Origin of the sequence: Rubritalea profundi (genome assembly GCF_002954445.1) — a bacterium.
Classification (GTDB): domain Bacteria; phylum Verrucomicrobiota; class Verrucomicrobiia; order Verrucomicrobiales; family Akkermansiaceae; genus Rubritalea; species Rubritalea profundi.
In genome coordinates, this window is the sequence record NZ_MQWA01000001.1 from 3,472,191 (window position 1) to 3,489,182 (window position 16,992).

10 protein-coding genes and 1 pseudogene are annotated in these 16,992 nt (G+C 48.4%); 3 read left to right on the forward strand and 8 right to left on the reverse strand.

What is annotated here, in order from left to right:
* The first annotated feature begins 34 nt into the window (after nucleotides 1-34).
* The 3 genes from BSZ32_RS15270 to BSZ32_RS15280 all read left to right on the forward strand — a co-directional run bounded on the left by BSZ32_RS15270 (nucleotide 35) and on the right by BSZ32_RS15280 (nucleotide 5,524).
* Entirely contained in the window at nucleotides 35-625 is a 591-nt protein-coding gene (locus BSZ32_RS15270; RefSeq protein WP_105044215.1) for a sigma factor, read from the forward strand.
* 3 nt (nucleotides 626-628) lie between these two features.
* Nucleotides 629-1,678: a hypothetical protein gene (locus BSZ32_RS15275; RefSeq protein ID WP_129589784.1), complete on the forward strand. Its 1,050-nt coding sequence runs from the start codon at nucleotides 629-631 to the stop codon at nucleotides 1,676-1,678.
* A 198-nt stretch (nucleotides 1,679-1,876) separates the two neighbouring features.
* Complete coding sequence (locus BSZ32_RS15280; RefSeq protein ID WP_240610654.1) at nucleotides 1,877-5,524, forward strand: PVC-type heme-binding CxxCH protein; 3,648 nt, start codon at nucleotides 1,877-1,879, stop codon at nucleotides 5,522-5,524.
* Between the two features lie 220 nt (nucleotides 5,525-5,744).
* Here the strand turns inward: BSZ32_RS15280 and BSZ32_RS19480 are convergent, their stop codons facing one another.
* The 8 genes and pseudogenes from BSZ32_RS19480 to BSZ32_RS15330 form a co-directional block, all read right to left on the reverse strand.
* The gene (locus tag BSZ32_RS19480) at nucleotides 5,745-6,314 is read right to left on the reverse strand and encodes a hypothetical protein (protein ID WP_206018881.1); all 570 of its coding nucleotides are present in this window, start codon (nucleotides 6,312-6,314) and stop codon (nucleotides 5,745-5,747) included.
* 169 nt (nucleotides 6,315-6,483) lie between these two features.
* Nucleotides 6,484-9,476: pseudogene (locus BSZ32_RS15290) on the reverse strand (efflux RND transporter permease subunit).
* A gap of 2 nt (nucleotides 9,477-9,478) precedes the next feature.
* Entirely contained in the window at nucleotides 9,479-10,597 is a 1,119-nt protein-coding gene (locus BSZ32_RS15295) for an efflux RND transporter periplasmic adaptor subunit (RefSeq protein WP_105044217.1), read from the reverse strand.
* 26 nt (nucleotides 10,598-10,623) lie between these two features.
* Nucleotides 10,624-11,934, reverse strand: a complete 1,311-nt coding sequence (locus BSZ32_RS15300) for a TolC family protein (RefSeq protein WP_105044218.1) — start codon at nucleotides 11,932-11,934, stop codon at nucleotides 10,624-10,626.
* A gap of 981 nt (nucleotides 11,935-12,915) precedes the next feature.
* Nucleotides 12,916-14,112 carry a hypothetical protein gene (locus tag BSZ32_RS15315; protein ID WP_105044221.1) on the reverse strand — a complete coding sequence of 399 codons (1,197 nt, stop codon included), beginning with the start codon at nucleotides 14,110-14,112 and terminating at the stop codon, nucleotides 12,916-12,918.
* A 148-nt stretch (nucleotides 14,113-14,260) separates the two neighbouring features.
* Nucleotides 14,261-15,403, reverse strand: coding sequence for an N-acetylglucosamine-6-phosphate deacetylase (gene nagA / locus BSZ32_RS15320; RefSeq protein ID WP_105044222.1), 1,143 nt, complete (start codon nucleotides 15,401-15,403; stop codon nucleotides 14,261-14,263).
* Nucleotides 15,404-15,424: 21 nt separating this feature from the next.
* Complete coding sequence (gene pgsA / locus BSZ32_RS15325; RefSeq protein ID WP_165788883.1) at nucleotides 15,425-16,006, reverse strand: CDP-diacylglycerol--glycerol-3-phosphate 3-phosphatidyltransferase; 582 nt, start codon at nucleotides 16,004-16,006, stop codon at nucleotides 15,425-15,427.
* Between the two features lie 154 nt (nucleotides 16,007-16,160).
* The gene (locus BSZ32_RS15330) at nucleotides 16,161-16,985 is read right to left on the reverse strand and encodes an SAM-dependent methyltransferase (RefSeq protein ID WP_165788884.1); all 825 of its coding nucleotides are present in this window, start codon (nucleotides 16,983-16,985) and stop codon (nucleotides 16,161-16,163) included.
* Nucleotides 16,986-16,992: the final 7 nt, after the last annotated feature.

Here is a 16,992-nt window from a genome sequence, read left to right on the forward strand (position 1 = left end):
GGCGTTGCACGGGTGATTGATGCGCTAATTTTTTATGGGACAAGAGCTCAAAGGTACTGGAATATCACAACTTACTAACTCTGAGTTAAATAAGGTGGATGCTGCTGCGCTGGACCCACAGGTTCGGAAATTTGTAGATTTTTATCTGCAGACGAGAGTTCCACTACGCGCTTACATCTATGGATTTTTAAAGAATAGTGAGGCTATAGAAGACTGTATCCAAGAGACCTGTATGTTGGTGTGGAATAAACAACAAGAAGGTTGGACGCTGGATGAGTACCAAAAGTTTTCCTACACGACCGCTCGCTTTAAAGCCCTAAGCTGGCTCAAGAAGCATCAGCCGAAAAAGCACGTTCAGCTCTCGCCAGCGATGATGGAAAAGTTGGCAGATCGAACACTTCAGGTGGAACCAGATCATCGAATCTCCATTCTCAATGATTGTCTAGACAGGCTTAGTCCTGAGCAACGCAATATCCTAGATGCGCGCTACGAAGCAGCTGATAGCCAAGCTCTGCAGTTGCTAGCCAATAGCCTGAGCCGCAAAGTAGATAGCTTGTATAAACAACTCGAACGCCTTCGCACCATCCTTCGAGATTGTGTGCGGAAAGAACTCCCGTACCAATAAATCATGAGTGATCGAATTTCTAACAATGTGAATTACCAACCGAGTTCCGAACTGCGGGATTTGGTTGATAAAATGATTGATGACAGATTACTTGCTGACGAGAGAGATAGTCTAGAGGCGTTGTTGGAATCGAATTCTGAAGCGCTGAACTATTGTGCCGAGCGCGTGCATTTTCATGCCGAATTAGAAGAATCGATGGCGCCAGTGCGAGTGGAGTTGACCCAGAAGCGGCATGTTGTTTTCGAAAAGAAAAGAGGCTTTGCGTCAGTGAGTCGGGCGATGAGCAACGTGGTTAAGATTGAGAATTCCAAACATGGAAAGGCTGTGGAGCTACCGCCCAAGCCCACAACACAGGCAAATTTCCTAAGCTATAGTTTGGTGGCGCTCGGTCTGATGGCGGTGGCGGCTTTGATTTTCCAGCTTACCCGGTCCCCTGAGCCCGAGCTGGCACCGAGATTAGCGCCAAAATTAGCATTCAATAATGCCTCATTCGAGGATCTAGATATCAATGAAAAGAGTCCTCCCTACATTTTTACCATCCTTGAGTGGCAGGATTACTTTCAAACAAGCAAAGTAAAAGTTTGTGATGTCGAACGCGCGACCGATGGCAAGCGATCGGCTAAGGAGGGTCGCTACGCAGTGATCATAGAAGAGGGAGGGTTCCTGACTCAGAGACTGACTTACGATGACGGAACTTCATTGAAGGCTAGAAAGGGGCTGAAGTTTCGCATTTCTGGTTGGGCGATGTTGGAATCTACTGGCAAGCCGTGTAGCTTGAGCATTGCGACCCGAGTCGTTGCTAGCGCCTACCCGTCGATGCGACAAGTGCAACCCAGTGTGGAAAAAATCACAGTAGAGAGCACAGAGTGGCAAAAATTCTCGGTGGACTTGTCCTTGCCCAAGGACTCATTGGTTATGAGGCCAAATGTTACTGGAGCTGGGCTCGAGAATGATTTGATGGACATCACCGGGCTCAATCTAGCAATTTCGATCGACAATAAATCTTCAGTGAAATTTTTCCTCGACGCGATGAGCGTGGAGGAAATTAAGTGATTCAAGTGACCGACGCTTAGATTTTGAGAGGTGTCGTATTCCGCGGTTTGAAAGGGAGGAAAAGAAAACTAAAAAAGAATGTCAGAAATCGAGTGATTTGGAAATAGAGTTGTGAATGCATGCATTATGCTGGCTCTGAGCAAGTATTGTGGTGCAAAGTACGGGCGGCATTATTACGCCTAGAACACTTATAACTCTATGATGAAGAAAAATTGGATACCTAAACTACTGAGGCGGTCCAGCCTCTGTCTGGCTGTGACTTTGGCGGTGAGCCCTCAGATGATTGAGGCTAAGACGAAGAAAATTCTTTTCCTGGCTGGCAAGAAGAGCCATGCGAACGGTGAACACGAATTTGAAGCTGGCTGTAAATTGCTCGCTGAAGCCCTGAATGCGAGTGGACTGGATGTCGAAGCGAAGGTGTACCACCCTGGTTGGCCGAAGGATGAATCTATCTTTAAAGATGTCGACGCATGCATTGTGTACGCTGATGCTGGCGGACGATTTGGAGAAAAGTATGCGGTGTTAGATAAGCACGTGAAGAATGGCATGGGCATCATGTTCATGCATTATGGGGTGCATCCAACAAAGGACGCGGGTCAGAAATATTACCTCCCATGGCTTGGCGGCTACATGGAGGATGACTATTCCGTGAATCCACATTGGATTGCGGATTTGAAGGCGAATAAAAAATTGCCAATTGCCAATGGTTTGCCTGAAAAGTTTCCCGCCTATGATGAATTTTACTACAACATGCGTTTTGCTGATGACTGTGATTGTTGCGGCGGAGCTGTGACTGGTGTTCCATCACCAGATCGCATGGTTCGCTACATCAATATGTGGAATGAGCATGGTGAGAAGGGTTTCGGCAAGCCTCAGAAGTTGATGTGGTATAAAGATACTCCGACGACTGATGGTGGCCGTGGCATAGGATTTGTTGGTGGTCACTACCACCGCAACTGGGCTATCGATGATTTCCGCAAGATGGTGCTCAATGCCATTGTTTGGACTGCGCGCGGTGATGTTCCTAAAGCTGGAGTTCCCTCTAAACCAATCACTAAAGAGCAACTGAGCGCAGGGCTCAAGAAGCCGATAGAGCTTCCAACAGCAGCGCTCTACAAGCAGAAGCCAATGAAGCTTCCTGACTTGAAGAAAAGGAAAGCGGCAGCGGCTAAAAAAAAAGCTCAAAAGGCTAAGTTGGTAAAAACTGCTAAGGTAGAATGGTCACCGAAAGAAGCTGCCCAGAAAGTGGCACTAGAGCATTTTTCTACGCCTGAAGATAAGGAGTTAGAAGTAACAGTGTGGGCTAAGTCTCCGATGCTATTTAACCCAACAAACATGGATATCGACCACAAGGGACGAGTCTGGGTGGCTGAAGGGGTGAACTACCGCCGTAAGGCTGGGCGTCGCCCGGAGGGAGATAGGATTGTTGTGCTTGAAGATACCAATGGTGATGGAACTGCTGATAGTTCCCACACCTTCGTGCAGGATAAAGACCTAGAGTCTCCATTAGGTGTGGCTGTGTTCGATAATAAAATAATCGTTTCTCAGCCACCTAACATGTTGGTTTATACTGATGTGAATAGGGATTTAAAATTTGATCCAGCAGTGGACAAAAAAGAAGTACTACTCACTGGCTTCAATGCCCGTCAGCACGACCACTCGCTGCACTCGCTGACAGCTGGTCCGGATGGTAAATGGTATTTTAACACGGGTAACTGTGGTGCTATTTTTAAAGATAATTCCGGCAAGACCTTCAACATGAACGGTGTTTACCGCGGTGGGGGGGGGACATTCTATATGGATAATAATAAGCTGGGTGGCAAAGCGTCTGATGATGGCTTTGTCTGGACCTCAGGCTTCACGGTACGAATGAATCCAGACGGAACCGATGCTGAAATAGTTGGCCACGGTTACCGTAATTCTTATGAGCAGTCAGTGAACTCTATGGGAGATATTTTCCAGAATGATAATGATGACTTTGGCGGTTGCAGGAACTCCTATGTTTTGGAGTACGGTAGTGCCGGTTTCTTCACTAAAAATGGTCAGAGAACTTGGCGCTCTGTGCAGCGTCCGGGGCAGCCAGTGGCTCGTGCTCACTGGCGTCAAGACGATCCAGGTACATTTGATGTAGGTGATGTCTATGGCCACGGCTCTCCAACAGGCAACGTTTTCTATGAAAATGGTGCACTTGGGAAGAACTGGGAAGGTTCCTACCTCGCTTGTGAGGCGGCGCGTAACACAATCTTCGGCTATAGACCAAAAGCAAAGGGTGCAAGCTTCGAGATGAAGAGCGTCAATTTCCTCACCTCAAACGTTCAAGGTGAATATATCGGTGGTGATCAAACCAAGCGCGTTTCAAGCAATGACCAGATCGAGTACCAAGGGGTGCTTTTCCGTCCTTCCGATGTTTCAGTCGGTCCAGACGGAGCCGTGTATGTGACGGACTGGTTCGATGGACGAGTCGGTGGTCATAGTACTATGGATGATTCCTGTTCTGGAGCGATTTACCGTATCGCTCCAAAAGGATTTAAACCGAACATTCCAAGCATTGACCTTAAGACTACTGCTGGTCAAATCACTGCATTGAGTTCACCCGCGGTCAACGTGCGTCACCTCGGTTTCAATGGACTTCGCGATAATAAAGAGAAGTCGCTCGCTGCGGTTGTCGCACTACTCGACAATCCTAACAGGTACATCGCATCGCGTGCGATTTGGTTGCTACCTCACCTCGGAGCCAAAGGGTTAGCGAAGTGTGAGAGTTTACTTAAGAGCACGAATTCAGATGAACGAGTAGTCGCCTATCGAGCGCTTCGCCGCACTGGTGCAAACATGCTGGCCTACGCTAAATCACTAGCAGGCGATCCTAGTCCAGCAGTGCGCCGTGATGTGGCTCTCTCCTTGAGACACTACAGTGCTGATGAAACATTGCCGATCTTCGTGACTCTTGCAAAAGCTTACGATGGTAAGGACAAGAACTACCTCGAGTCTATCGGGCTTGGTGCGGAGAACAAAGAAGAAGCAATCTGGACTGGTCTTAAAAACGAGCTAGCTGTAGGACCTGCTGCTAGTTGGTCGGATTCATTTGCTCGTCTCACATGGCGCTTGTGGCCTGTGGCTGCTGTTTCAGATCTGAAGCAACGCGCTCAGAGCAAGGAGTTAACTCAGGAGCAGAGAGAGTTCGCAGTGGAGTCACTCTCCTTTATCAATGACAAGTCAGCAGCATTAGCTGTGTTGGATTTGGCTAATGATAAATCTTTGGTGAAAGCTGAGTCGGTTTATTGGTTGTTTGAGCGAGGAACAGGAACTTGGGCTTCAATGGGAATTAAAGATGAACTTAAGAAGCGTGGTATCTATGATCCATCAAAGATTGTAGTCAATTCGATGACCGTACCAGAACCACCCAAGTCGACTAAATTGCCGTCAGTTGCTGAGGTTATGAAGCTCAAAGGCGATGCAAAGAAAGGGGCAGTCACTATCCAGCGTTGTGTCATGTGCCATAACATCAATGGAGTAGGACCTAACTACGGTCCAGCATTGAAAGGATGGGGATCCACTCAGTCTCGAGAAGCTATCGTGAAGAGCATTCTAGAACCATCTGCTGATATTGCTCACGGATTTAAAGGTAAAGAAGTAGTGCTAACGAACGGTAAAGTAGTCCATGGGCTTGTTGTAGCTGGTGACCCTTTAGTTGTGACTTCTACTGGTGGTGTGGTGCAGTTGGTACCAAAGGACCGTGTGAAATCGGCCAAGTGGATGTCTCGCTCACTGATGCTTTCAGCTGAGCAGTTAGGGCTTAGCGGTCAAGACGTGGCTGACATTGCTAGCTACATGCAGCAGTGGAAGTAAGGTAACAGCACCTCTCAAAACAGTAATCCCGCATGGAGTTTCTTCCATGCGGGATTTTTTATCTGGTTAGATAAGAGCTAAATAAGGACCGAGCACCATGACCGAGGAGAAACGCCGATTTATCAAGAAAGCGCCCAGCTCTCATAGCTTTCCGCGTAGCGCATTTTCCTAAAGCCAGCAAAAAGAACATTTGTCTCTTTGGTTTTGCTAAGTGGTATTATTAGTGGTGGCACTCACAAGCGTACTCTTTGTTCGAGCAGCTGGAACAGTCGCTGAGGTCGAGAGTGAACTTGGTGACTACCTCTTCAGAGTCGGGACTAGTTTTGATGGCAACAACGGTAGGGAAGTTGTTACCTTTTGGTAGTGCTTCTTTGGATACCAACGCATTACCTTCTGCAGTGAAACTCATTTCGAGAGGGCTGATACGCTCACCAGAAATGACGCTCACAGTCTGACCAGCAGGAGCCACGGCTTTCATGTCAGCATCGAAGAAGCTAATCTGTACGCGTCCATCGTCCATTACGAAGAACTCGGCCTGAGGGGTGACGCTGGAGATCATGCGACCTTTGTTGGGTCCAGCTTTGATGTGGTCATGGCCAGAGTGATCGTCCTCGGCTTTATCATCATGCTCACCTGCGGCGTGGTCGTGCCCTTCGTGATCATTGTGCTCACCTTCGGCGTGGTCGTGACCCGCGTGGTCATCTTTATCGCTATGTTCTTTAGGTTTATCTCCGCATGAGCTGAGGAATACGATGCCTACTGCGGTTAGTGTTGGTATGGTGTATTTCATGTTATTTGTTTTATTGTTTGGTGTTTTTAGTGAGCTTGTTAGCCCGCTGCTGGAGCGTTGTTGGCGATTGATTTTTCTGCAGCTTTTCTACCGAAGAGGTAGAAAAATGCTGGAGTGACAGCAAGTCCTAGAATGGTGCTAGACACGAGACCGCCGGTGATGACGATGGCTACTGGTGGAGGATTTCCTTACCTGGTTGATCGCCAGCGATGACGAGTGGAATAAGTGCCAAGCCAGCTGATAGAGCGGTCATGAGAACGGGGACAAGCCGTTCTTGAGTTCCGCGTGCGATCATCTCTCGGGTGAAACCTTCACCCTCGTGTTTCATCAGGTGGAGGTAGTGAGAGATCAACATAATGCTATTGCGGGCAGCGATACCGGCTACGGCGATGAAGCCAACGAGTGTCGCGATGCTGATGTTGTTGACCGTCATCCAAGTGAATACGAGCCCACCAACCAATGCTAATGGGATGTCACAGAGTACCTGGATGGCGAATGTAATGGTTCCAAAATAAGTGTAGAGTAGGAGTGCTATAATTAACAAAACGACACACGTGGCCTTGAAAATAGTCGAAGACGCTTCCTTTTGCGCCTGGTATTCACCTTCGATACTCATGTCGTATTCTTTATATCTACTTTGTGACATGACCTCATCATTGATCCGATCTTCTAGGGTGTTGATCATGGATTCGAGGTCGCTGCCGGTGGGGTTGATGCTGACCACAAATCGACGTCGAGTATTCTCGCGCTTGATCACATTTGGTCCCTTGGCATTACGGATTTCAGCAATCGCTTTCAGTGGAACTCTTTGTCCATCATCATTGGTGAGCATGAGTTCGTGAAGGTTTTGCGGTGATTCACGCCAGCTTTCAGGTAAGCGCATGACCAAGTCGATACTACGTTCGCCCTCAAATAATTCAGCGACAGTGGAGCCTCCAAGTAGAGTGGAGAGTTGGTCGTTGACGGCAGCTGGGCGGAAGTTGTACGCCAGGGCACGATCACGATCGACCTCTATCCGCAATTGGGGGATTGGTGCTTGTTGTTCGATACTGGCGGTTTCTAGCCCTGGGATCTCTTTACAAATCTTTTGGATCTCTGTGCCCATCCCTCGAAGAGTTGCGAGGTCAGGACCAAATAATTTGACAGCAACCTTGGCTGGCACACCACTGAGCATGTGACCAATCCTGTCTTTAAGAGGACCTGAAATAACACTAAAAGTTCCAGGAAGATTTTTGCTGCTGAGCCTTTCTCGGATTTCGTCAGTTATCTCACCACGTGGGGTGTCATTCTCTTCTAGCTCGATGTCAAACTCCACTGTCGATACTGGCACTACGTGATCACCACGCTCGGCGCGGCCGACTCGATGGCCGACTGACTTTACGTCTTCCATATCTAACAATAGCTTGTCCACCACAGCAGAGATTTGGCTAGTTTGGCCAAGTGAGGTGCCTGGGCTGGCAGTCATAGCTACCACGATGGTTTCTTCTTTGAACTCAGGAAGGAACTGTTTTCCTAACTTAGGATAAAGCAATGCTGCTGCCGTGAGCGCCATGAGAGCGAATGCGAGTACGACAGCTGGAGCTCTGAGTGAGTATGTTAGGAATGTCTTTTCAAAAATCCATTTCATACCTCTCACAATAAATCCTTCCTTATGTTCTTTGCCTGGCTTAGGGCGCAAGAACAGCGAACAAAGTACTGGGATGACTGTGAGAGATACTATGAAGGATGCTCCCATACTGACCATTGTCGCTAAAGCGATCGGTGTAAAAAGTCGTCCTTCTACACCACTTAAAGAAAGCAGTGGGATGAATACTAGGATGATAAATAAGGTAGCATAGAGAATGGAGTTTCGAACTTCTCCAGACGCTTTGGCGATGACCTCTAACCTTGGCAAGGGAGTGGCGAGAGATGCATTTTCACGCAATCTTCGAAACACATTTTCCACATCAACAATGGCATCATCGACAACGATACCGATGGCGACAGCGATACCACCCAAGGTCATAGAGTTCACACTCAACTCAGCAAAAGAAAAGACGATAGCTGTGATCGCAAAGGATAGCGGGATAGCAGTGAGGGTGATGAAGGTGGTTCGAAGGTTGAACAAGAAGATGAACAATATAATCACAACCATGATAGAGCCATCACGGATAGCTTCGAGCAGGTTATCAATCGCTAGATCGATGAAGCTCTTCTGGCGGAAAAGTGGCTCGAGTAGGATTCCTTCAGGTGCTTGATCTTGTAGCTCTGCTAGGATTTCTTCCACTTGATCAGTGAGCTTGATCGTATCGTATCCTGGAGATTTTGTGATGCTCATCACCACGCCTTTTCTGCCATTCACTGCAGCATCACCACGCATGGGTTCAATGCCCCATTTGATCTCAGCGACGTCAGCGATGGTTACTGGACGATCATCTAGCATTTTGACGACTGTCTTACCAAGCTCCTTGAGATCGGTCGTCATGGCCAAGTTACGGATCATGATTTCCTGTGACTCAGATGAGATGAAGCCGCCAGTGGAGGTGCTCGCTGCTTGCTTGCTCGCTTGGTGGAGTTCGTCGAAGGTGACTCCGTGTGAGAGTAACTTGTTAGGGTCTGGGAGGATTTGAATCTGTTTGATTCCACCACCCATCGAGAGCACTTCAGCGATACCGGGGAGACTCTGAAGTTTCCTGCGCACTGTCCAGTCCGCATAGGTGCGGATGTCGCTAGGCTCCATGCTGCCGTCTTCGGAAGAGATTCCTACTAGCATGATTTCCCCCATCAATGAGGCCACTGGTGTCATGTAGGGACTACTTCGTCTGGCAGCTCGACCGACTGCAGGCGTTCTTGCACGAACTGTCGGGCTTTATAAATATCTGTGTCCCAGTCAAACTCGACGTAGACAAGTGAAAGCGAAATGTCAGAAATGGATCGGACACGGGTCACACCTGTGACTCCCACTAGAGAACGCTCTAACGGCATGCTGATGCGCTGCTCCACCTCTTCTGGAGCACGCCCAGCAGCCTCAGTCATGATGGTGACTGTTGGCTTTGTTAGATCTGGTAATACCTCAACGGGTAGCGACATGGTCTTCTGGAATCCCAGAGCCAATACCAAAAAGGCAATGGCTAGGACGATGACGCGATGCCCGAGAGAGAAGCGAATAAGTTTATTGAGCATGCTTACTGAGACTTTTTGATCGTTACAATAGTGAGAAGCACCAGCGTGATGGCATTAGAGACTATCAGAAAGATTACGATGGGGGAGGTCCAACTCATGGCACCTTCCGCAGAAATTCCATCTTGTCCGACCTCCTGCGCATTTTTTTGATCAGCATTGAGCTCAGATCCATCTTCGTTGTGTTTATGACCGTGTGCTGCATCGAGAGCATCTCTGAGTGAGATTCCACCACCCTGGGCAAAGCCTAAAAAGTAGGCTCCATTGGTGACGACTTCATCAAATCTCGTGACGCCTGACTTGATTTCCACATAGCGATCATTGCGCTCGCCGACAACCACAGGGCACTTGACGAAAGCATTGGGCAGGTCGAAGTGCTTTACAAATACATAGGGGTCTGCTGCGTCACCTTGCAGTGCCTTGCGTGGTACTGAGATAACATCTTTTCTTTCGTCTAAAACGATCGAGAATTCAGTCCTCATATTGGGCCGGAGTTTGAGTCCTGGGTTGTCTAGCAAGAAGATGGCTTCCAGTGTTCCTGATTCATGATTGGCCTCTGAGCCCATACGGATGAGTTTTCCGTCGAAGCTGGTACCGCCTAGCGAGATGACTTTGATGTGAGCTGTGGTCCCGATCTTGAGTTTTGAAGCCTGACTCTCAGGAACACTCGCAACTGCCCACACTTGTTTAAGGTCTACAATGTCCATCAGTTCCTGTGAGGGATCGACAGGCTGTCCGAGGGTAACATGGCTTTTTGAAATGATTCCCGCTTCTGGAGCTTTTACATCAATGACTGGTGGCGGTGAGCCAGGTTGGCGGCTTTCTACTTTAAGCAGAACTTGGCCTTTCACCACAATATCACCAACGATAGGCGGAGTTTGGACCACGCGCCCAGAGAAGCGTGTGCTGATGACAGAGTGCCTGTTAGGGATGGGCTTGATGTGACCGATGGCAAATACGCTGTCCTCAAAATTTGCTTTTTTAGCCTTGGCTGATTGTATGCCAAGATTTTTGACTCCCTGTTCTGAGAGGATAATGGTGTTTGCTGCATCGACAGCTTCTTCAGCCCAAGTGCTGGAAAGAAGTGCGGCGGTGATGAGCGAGAGAATGGATTTCAATTTCATATTGATTTGAATGGATTGGTGGAAAATTAGAGTGCTGACTGTTCACGGCCGATGGCTGCGTAGTAGCGGACTCGGGCTTTATGGAAGGCCTCGAGGTTATCGATGTTTTGCGACTGAAGCTCTAGTTGCTGGCTTCTAGCTTTAAGCACAGATGTGAAAGGGGCTTGACCGTTGCGGTAGGCTTTATCTAGTTGCTCTGCATTGTCATCAGCAAGAGGAATGAGGTTCTTGGTGAGCTTACTAGTCTGAGCCAGCCAGCTTTTCATTTTGGCACGCTCGGTGGCGACCTGTTGTTGGATTTCTAGAGCTAAGGCAGTTTTCTCGGCAGCCATTCGGGAAGCTTGAGCTCGAGCAGTTTGGATATTCCCTTCGTTCTTGTTGTAGAACTGGAGAGGAATGCTGATGCCAGCACCGATGGTTCCTTCGTTCGAAAGCCCTTCGGGCGCGTCTTCTTCTCTGTCTAAGCTGGTGAATAGTCGACCCTCGATATCTTCGTAGCGATTCGCTTTTTGCAGAGCAATGTTGTCTTTGGCTTGCTCTATTTCTAACAACTTTGCTCGGTACTCAGGACGGTTGTTGAGGGCCAGGTTGGACGACGGAATGGTGGCGTTGGGCAAGTTACCTGAAAGTTGCAGAGGACGATTAGGCTGAAGGCCAATGTAGGCTTTGAGCTTGTTGAGCGAAATATTCTCGCGCGTTTCAATCCTAGAAAGTTCTGACTTCAGTGTCGCGGACTCGATCTTGGCTTGGTTGGCATCGAGGGGTGAGAGCTCGCCAAGCTGGGCGGCATCATCGATGAAGTTGGCAAACTCATCGAGCAAGGCACTTTGCTTCTTTAAGTATTGTGCCCGCTGTCGGTTGTGAAGGATTTCGATAGCAAGTTCCTGAGCCTTCGAGGTTAGAGCCTTTTGAGCAACCTTGACCTCTTCTTTTGCAATACTGAGTTGCTGGTTAGAGATGCGCTTTTCGACACTCAGCCTGTTGGTGATCGGGAAGCGCTGAGCAAAGGTGACTTCGAGTCCACCTTCAGAGCTGCTCACGTTTTTGTTAAGGTCGAGTTCAAGCTCAGGGTTGGATAACCTGCCAGATTGCACCACTTGTCCTTGAGCCTCATTGATGCGCAATCGAGCGGCTCGTAGCTGTGGATTGTTTGCACTGACACGCGTTGAGATTTTCTTGAGAGTGAGATTACTGCTTTGGTCGATAGATCCAGTGTTGCCTAGTGACATGTCTGGATCTTCTACTGTAGCGGTGACGATGTTGAGTCCGCTAAAGTCGCTGCAGGAATTGAGGAAAATGACTCCGCTGAGTGTGAGTCCTATAGTAAATGCTTTCATGAAATATTTTGCCAACGTTGGCTGAGATTTGTGAATAAATTCTAATTTTGTCTAAATATCTCTTCGAGTGAGAAAGTGAATTGGCGAGCCTCTCAGAAATGTTGCTAGAGGCTGGGTATGTAGACTGTGTCCAGAGTCAAGAAATGGACACGAATCTCCTAATCAAGGAGGAGATCAAAGAAGAAAGCGGCAGTGCTGTGAACAGATTTCAGCAGCACTAGACGGGGGGAGAGAAAGTTTTTCAGCAAGCGGCGGGCCAGTGCTCGGGGGAGAGAGGTGATCGGGACAGCTATTCCAATCGCATACTTCGAGCTTTGGCAGTGGCTCGACCTCCACTCGTGGTGTGGGGAAAGAGCTCTTGTCAGTAGGGAGTTTCTGGTGGCAAACACATCCACACGGGCCATCGTGGTGATGGATGTGTTCAGACATCTGATCAGTCATCCCATCAGAGACCTTCTCCAAATGGGCGTGGACACCCGAGTCATGGTCACAGCACGCATCAACCGCTTGGATAGATACCAAGAGTAAAAGGCTGAATATGGCGAAAAATGAACGCATGAATGAAAACACATTTAAAGGATGAAACGCTAGAGAGCAAGCGAGAATTTTTCGGCTGCTTTTTGAAACTCGTGATGTGGGGAGTTATTTTACTGCGAAAAACGCGAAAAACGCGAAAAACGCGAAAAACGCGAAATATTCGAAAGGCTTGGATGATGAAACAGTCCGACCACGAATACTGCTTAAGCGGAGATGATCTAGCGACTAATCACAGTTTCGCAGTTTCTAACCAAACCTAGCCAAGCCTCATGTTCATATAGAATGATCACAATTTCTCAGGATTCACAAAGTTTGTCTCTTATGTGAAAGCTATTCATGCGGTAGATTTTGAGTAATTTTGTAATTCTGTATGGCATCGTAGGTTTCAGCTTGAGAATACCCTCATAAAATAGCAGGTTTACATTTTTTGTCGTACTGTGTGAGCTAATTTATAAAAAATGACATGCCTAAGAAGTTACCGTTGAAGGTTTGGTTTAGTTGCCTCCAGAGTCCATCGTTTGTGAGTTCACCTTTTTCTAGGAAGGGCTCGGCGGCGTGTCCTGTGACCCAGAGAACGACATCGGTTTCTGTGCTTTCTTCTAGCACGCGTTTGAGGTTGATTCCTTTATTTTTAAAGCGCCAGTGAGGGATAAGTTTATCGCCATTTAGGATGGTTTGGTATTCAGTTAGAAATTTGTGCCAATCTTTGATCATTGCAGCAGTAATTTTTACTCCAGTTACTGATTGTTGCTTTGGTGATGGAAGCCATTCTTTATTGTTGTCGGTCTCAGCTTGGATCGACAGCCACATTTGTTTACTGCAATCGACCATGTTGAGGAGGTGCTGGCGAGCCTGCTTGAGACGATCTGGTTCGATGACTTTCATTTTGGACAGGTGGAACGCAGCGATGAGGTTGGCTATGTCTCCGTAGTTTTCGTCATCAGCCCCAATTGTGCTAAGGGCATTTTTGGGCTTTTGGAAAAGATTGCCAGAAATGGCATTGAATGGGTGCTCGAAGTCATGGGCTAGGAGCAAGTCGGTTGCTCCTAGGGTTACTTGGATATAGCCTTTGAGCCAAATGAGGTCACTTTTATCAAAACCAATAGTTCCATCGATTTTTTTCATCTCATCGATTTGTCTCTGAGTCATTCTGCTATTGGACTCGATGCTGAGGAAGAGCGCGACAGAGGATTCCATCTCTGTTCTTTCCCCATTGTTATCGATGTCAAATCGTACTTTGGTGAGGTCTAGTGGTAGGTGGAATTCGTCTTCACCTATAGTAGTCACAGTCTTCTCAATCGCATGAAGGTCTTGGTGGAATGTTTCTATGAGCTGTCTTATTTCTTGATAGTCTACGATTTCAGGGTTCGGATTATGAGGGATTGGGGCTACGGATTGAATGCCTGCAGTGCTACTATTCAGTTCGAAACCATATTTATAGAAGCCTTGCTGTAGATCTTCCACACTTGTTGAGAGTTGACTGAGCGCCTTTGTAAATGTGCTTTGGTTGCTCGGTGTTTCAGCGTGACTCTTGATGGCTTGCTCGAACTTTCCCTGCTCAAGTAGCGTTTGTAGATCTGGAGTTTCTGCAGCTAGAAAGCTGGAGCTAAGTAGCAGGGATGCATAAATTGATTTCATCATGCCTTCTATATTAACAGTAATGGCTCCTTTGAGAAATCGATTATACGTATCGCTTGATCGACTGGGCTGATGATTAACTATTCCATATCGCAAAAAGGGAAGGTCCTATGACCTTCCCTTTTTGAGAATAGATTTTCTAAGTTGTGACTTAGAAGCGTTGTTCACCGTCAACGAAGGTCGCGGTGGACTTGAAATCTTTGCTGAGGATAGCGATGTCACCAGTGAAGCCAGCTTCGATCTTTCCGTGATTCTCAAGGCCGAGTGACTGAGCTTGGTTCCATGAAGTTGCTTTGACGATTTGGTGGAGTGGTAGGCCAGTGATTTTGGCTACAATTCCGACTCCTTCGTCAAACACGAGAGCAGATCCTGCAAGTGCGCCGCCGTGTTTGAGGCGAGCGACCTTGCTATTAACGACGACTTCGAGGCCGCCGAGTGAGCATTCGCCATTGTTGATCCAAGATCCCGCCATGGAGTCAGTGATCATGATGATTTGTTCGATCGGCTTTAACTTGAAAACCATTTTCACGAAGTCTGGAGCGAGGTGGATACCGTCGCAGATGAGCTCGATTTTGATGTCGTCGTCGATGAGGCCGGTTCCGACCATGCCGATTTCGCGGTGGTGGAGGCCAGTCATAGCATTGCCGTAGTGCGTGAGGTGGGTGAGGCCAGCTTCTTTAGCTGCAAGCATCTCAGTGTATGTTGCTGCTGAGTGCGCTGCGGATGAGTAGATGCCGAGAGCCTTAGCGCCAGCGATCACTTCGCAGGCATTGGGTTGGCATGGAGCGATAGAGAAAATGAGAACTGGAGCGATCGCGTGGATCTGCTTGAGCTCTTCAATGTTTGGCTCGCGGACGAATTCTGGGTTTTGAGCGCCAGCTTTGGAGACATTGATGAATGGGCCTTCAACGTGGAGGCCTGGGGTCTTAACGAACTCTTGGTTGGCATTGTACTGTGCCACTTTTTCAGCAATTTCGAGTAATTTTTCCTGAGGCTGAGTGAGTGTGGTTGGTAGCCAAGTGGTGACTCCTTCGCGGAGCTTAGTCTTAGCAATGTGGCGAACTGCTTCGAGGTTGTTATCGCAAACGTCTTTGCCGTCAGCGCCGTGTGCGTGGATATCGATGAATCCAGGGAATGCGTATTGGCCTTTGGCATCAAAAGTGGAGTCAGCTGCAGGGAGTTTTTCACCAGCCTCGTAGACTGCAGAAATCATACCATCTGTGATAGCGATGGTACCATTTTCGATCTCTACATCTGGTGACACGATGTGAGCGTTTGTAATGAGTGTGGTCATGTCCAAAAAGGGTGATTGATCCTAACGCTGGAGGAGCTCGCGGTTTTTATAAATGTAGTTATAGCCAGAAATGAGAGTGAGGGCTGTGGCTATCCAAAGCGTAGTTGGTATGATAGCATGTTCGGGAGCGGCAATCCAAACTAACAATGAAACGAGCGGGTTTGCAGGATCGAGCGTGGCGAAGCTGATATGGCTAAGGCTGCCGATGACAAAAATGAGCTGGAAGGTGGTTTTCCATTTACCCAGTCTGTCTGCTGCGATGACTTTGCCTTGCTCCACTGCAATTTGACGCAAGCCCGTGACCATGAATTCTCGTCCAATGATCATGCAGGTAACCCAGACTGGGCAGAATCCTTGAACGGAAAGGTAAATGAAGCCCGCTGCGACCAAAATTTTGTCAGCTAAGGGGTCTAGCAGTTTTCCGAGTGAGGTGACGAGGTTGAGCTTGCGGGCGAGGTAGCCGTCGAGCCAGTCAGAAATAGCTGCGATCACAAAGGTCACAAGTGCGGTGTGGTACGCCCACGGTGAGTCAAATGATGCCGCTGCAATAAACAATGCAGTGAGGACCAGACGGAAGACGGTGATGGAATTTGGAATATTCAAAGTAGCTGTAGTTACATTGCATATTGTGTGACGCTGGGCAAGGGTGAAACGGCTAAGCAATCGTAGAAGTGTGCTTCCAGCCGCCTTCTGAAGCCGGCATTACTGGTTATGAGAAAAAAGCGGCTGGAAGCACGCTTCTACGTGGATTCGCATTCTAGGGTCGAGGACGTTGGATGAGCACTTTGAATGCAGATCCTGGGCCGTCTGGGTGGAGTAGATAGAGGTCTTGGGTGGTGCCACGGGAATGAGGCTCGAGGAACTCTGATTGGGTTGTCAGCGAGACGGTTTCCAGTCCGAGCTCTTCGCCCCATTCGATAAGGTCGGTGAAGTTGACATCAGCAGTGAGATCTTGGCGGCCGACATTTTGGTAGATGCCTGGTCCAGTGATGTTCTGGTGGAGGAGGAAAGCGCGGATCGTTCCTTGCGGTCGGCGGTGGTAGATCTCAGGATAGGTGTCGCCATAGTCGATCGTTATTAGCTCGCCTTCACGCCATGCCGTGATCCATTCTTCGAGCCATTCGCGGTAGGCTTCATGAATTTCGACGCGGTATTTTTCTGGGTGATCAGAAACGAGAGCGCTGGAATCAGGTAGTCTGTTAGGGGGGTGAAAGGACTCTTCTTTACCATCCCAGTGAAGTTCTTTCCAACCGTTTTCTTCACGCTGGAGGATGCGTACTGGAAAGGCGTCGACAAGTTCGTTAGAGAAGATGAGCGCTCTGCCGTTACAGGCTTTGATCGCTGAGCGTGGGTCGGTGTGCCAGCTGACGCGTGATTTTTTTAGTTTGGTCTGTTGGACTTTCGTTAGGGGCTCAGAGGTCTCGACAATGTGGTAGTGGAGTTTGAGGCGCTGAAGGAAGGGGAGGGCGACGATGATAGATTTGGCGAGCGATCCATCACCAGCTCCAATCTCGATCAGCTGGAAGCTGCCAGGGTTTTCTTTGAGCCATTGTGACGCACGGGCTGCAATAGCAACTCCCAAGGTAGGG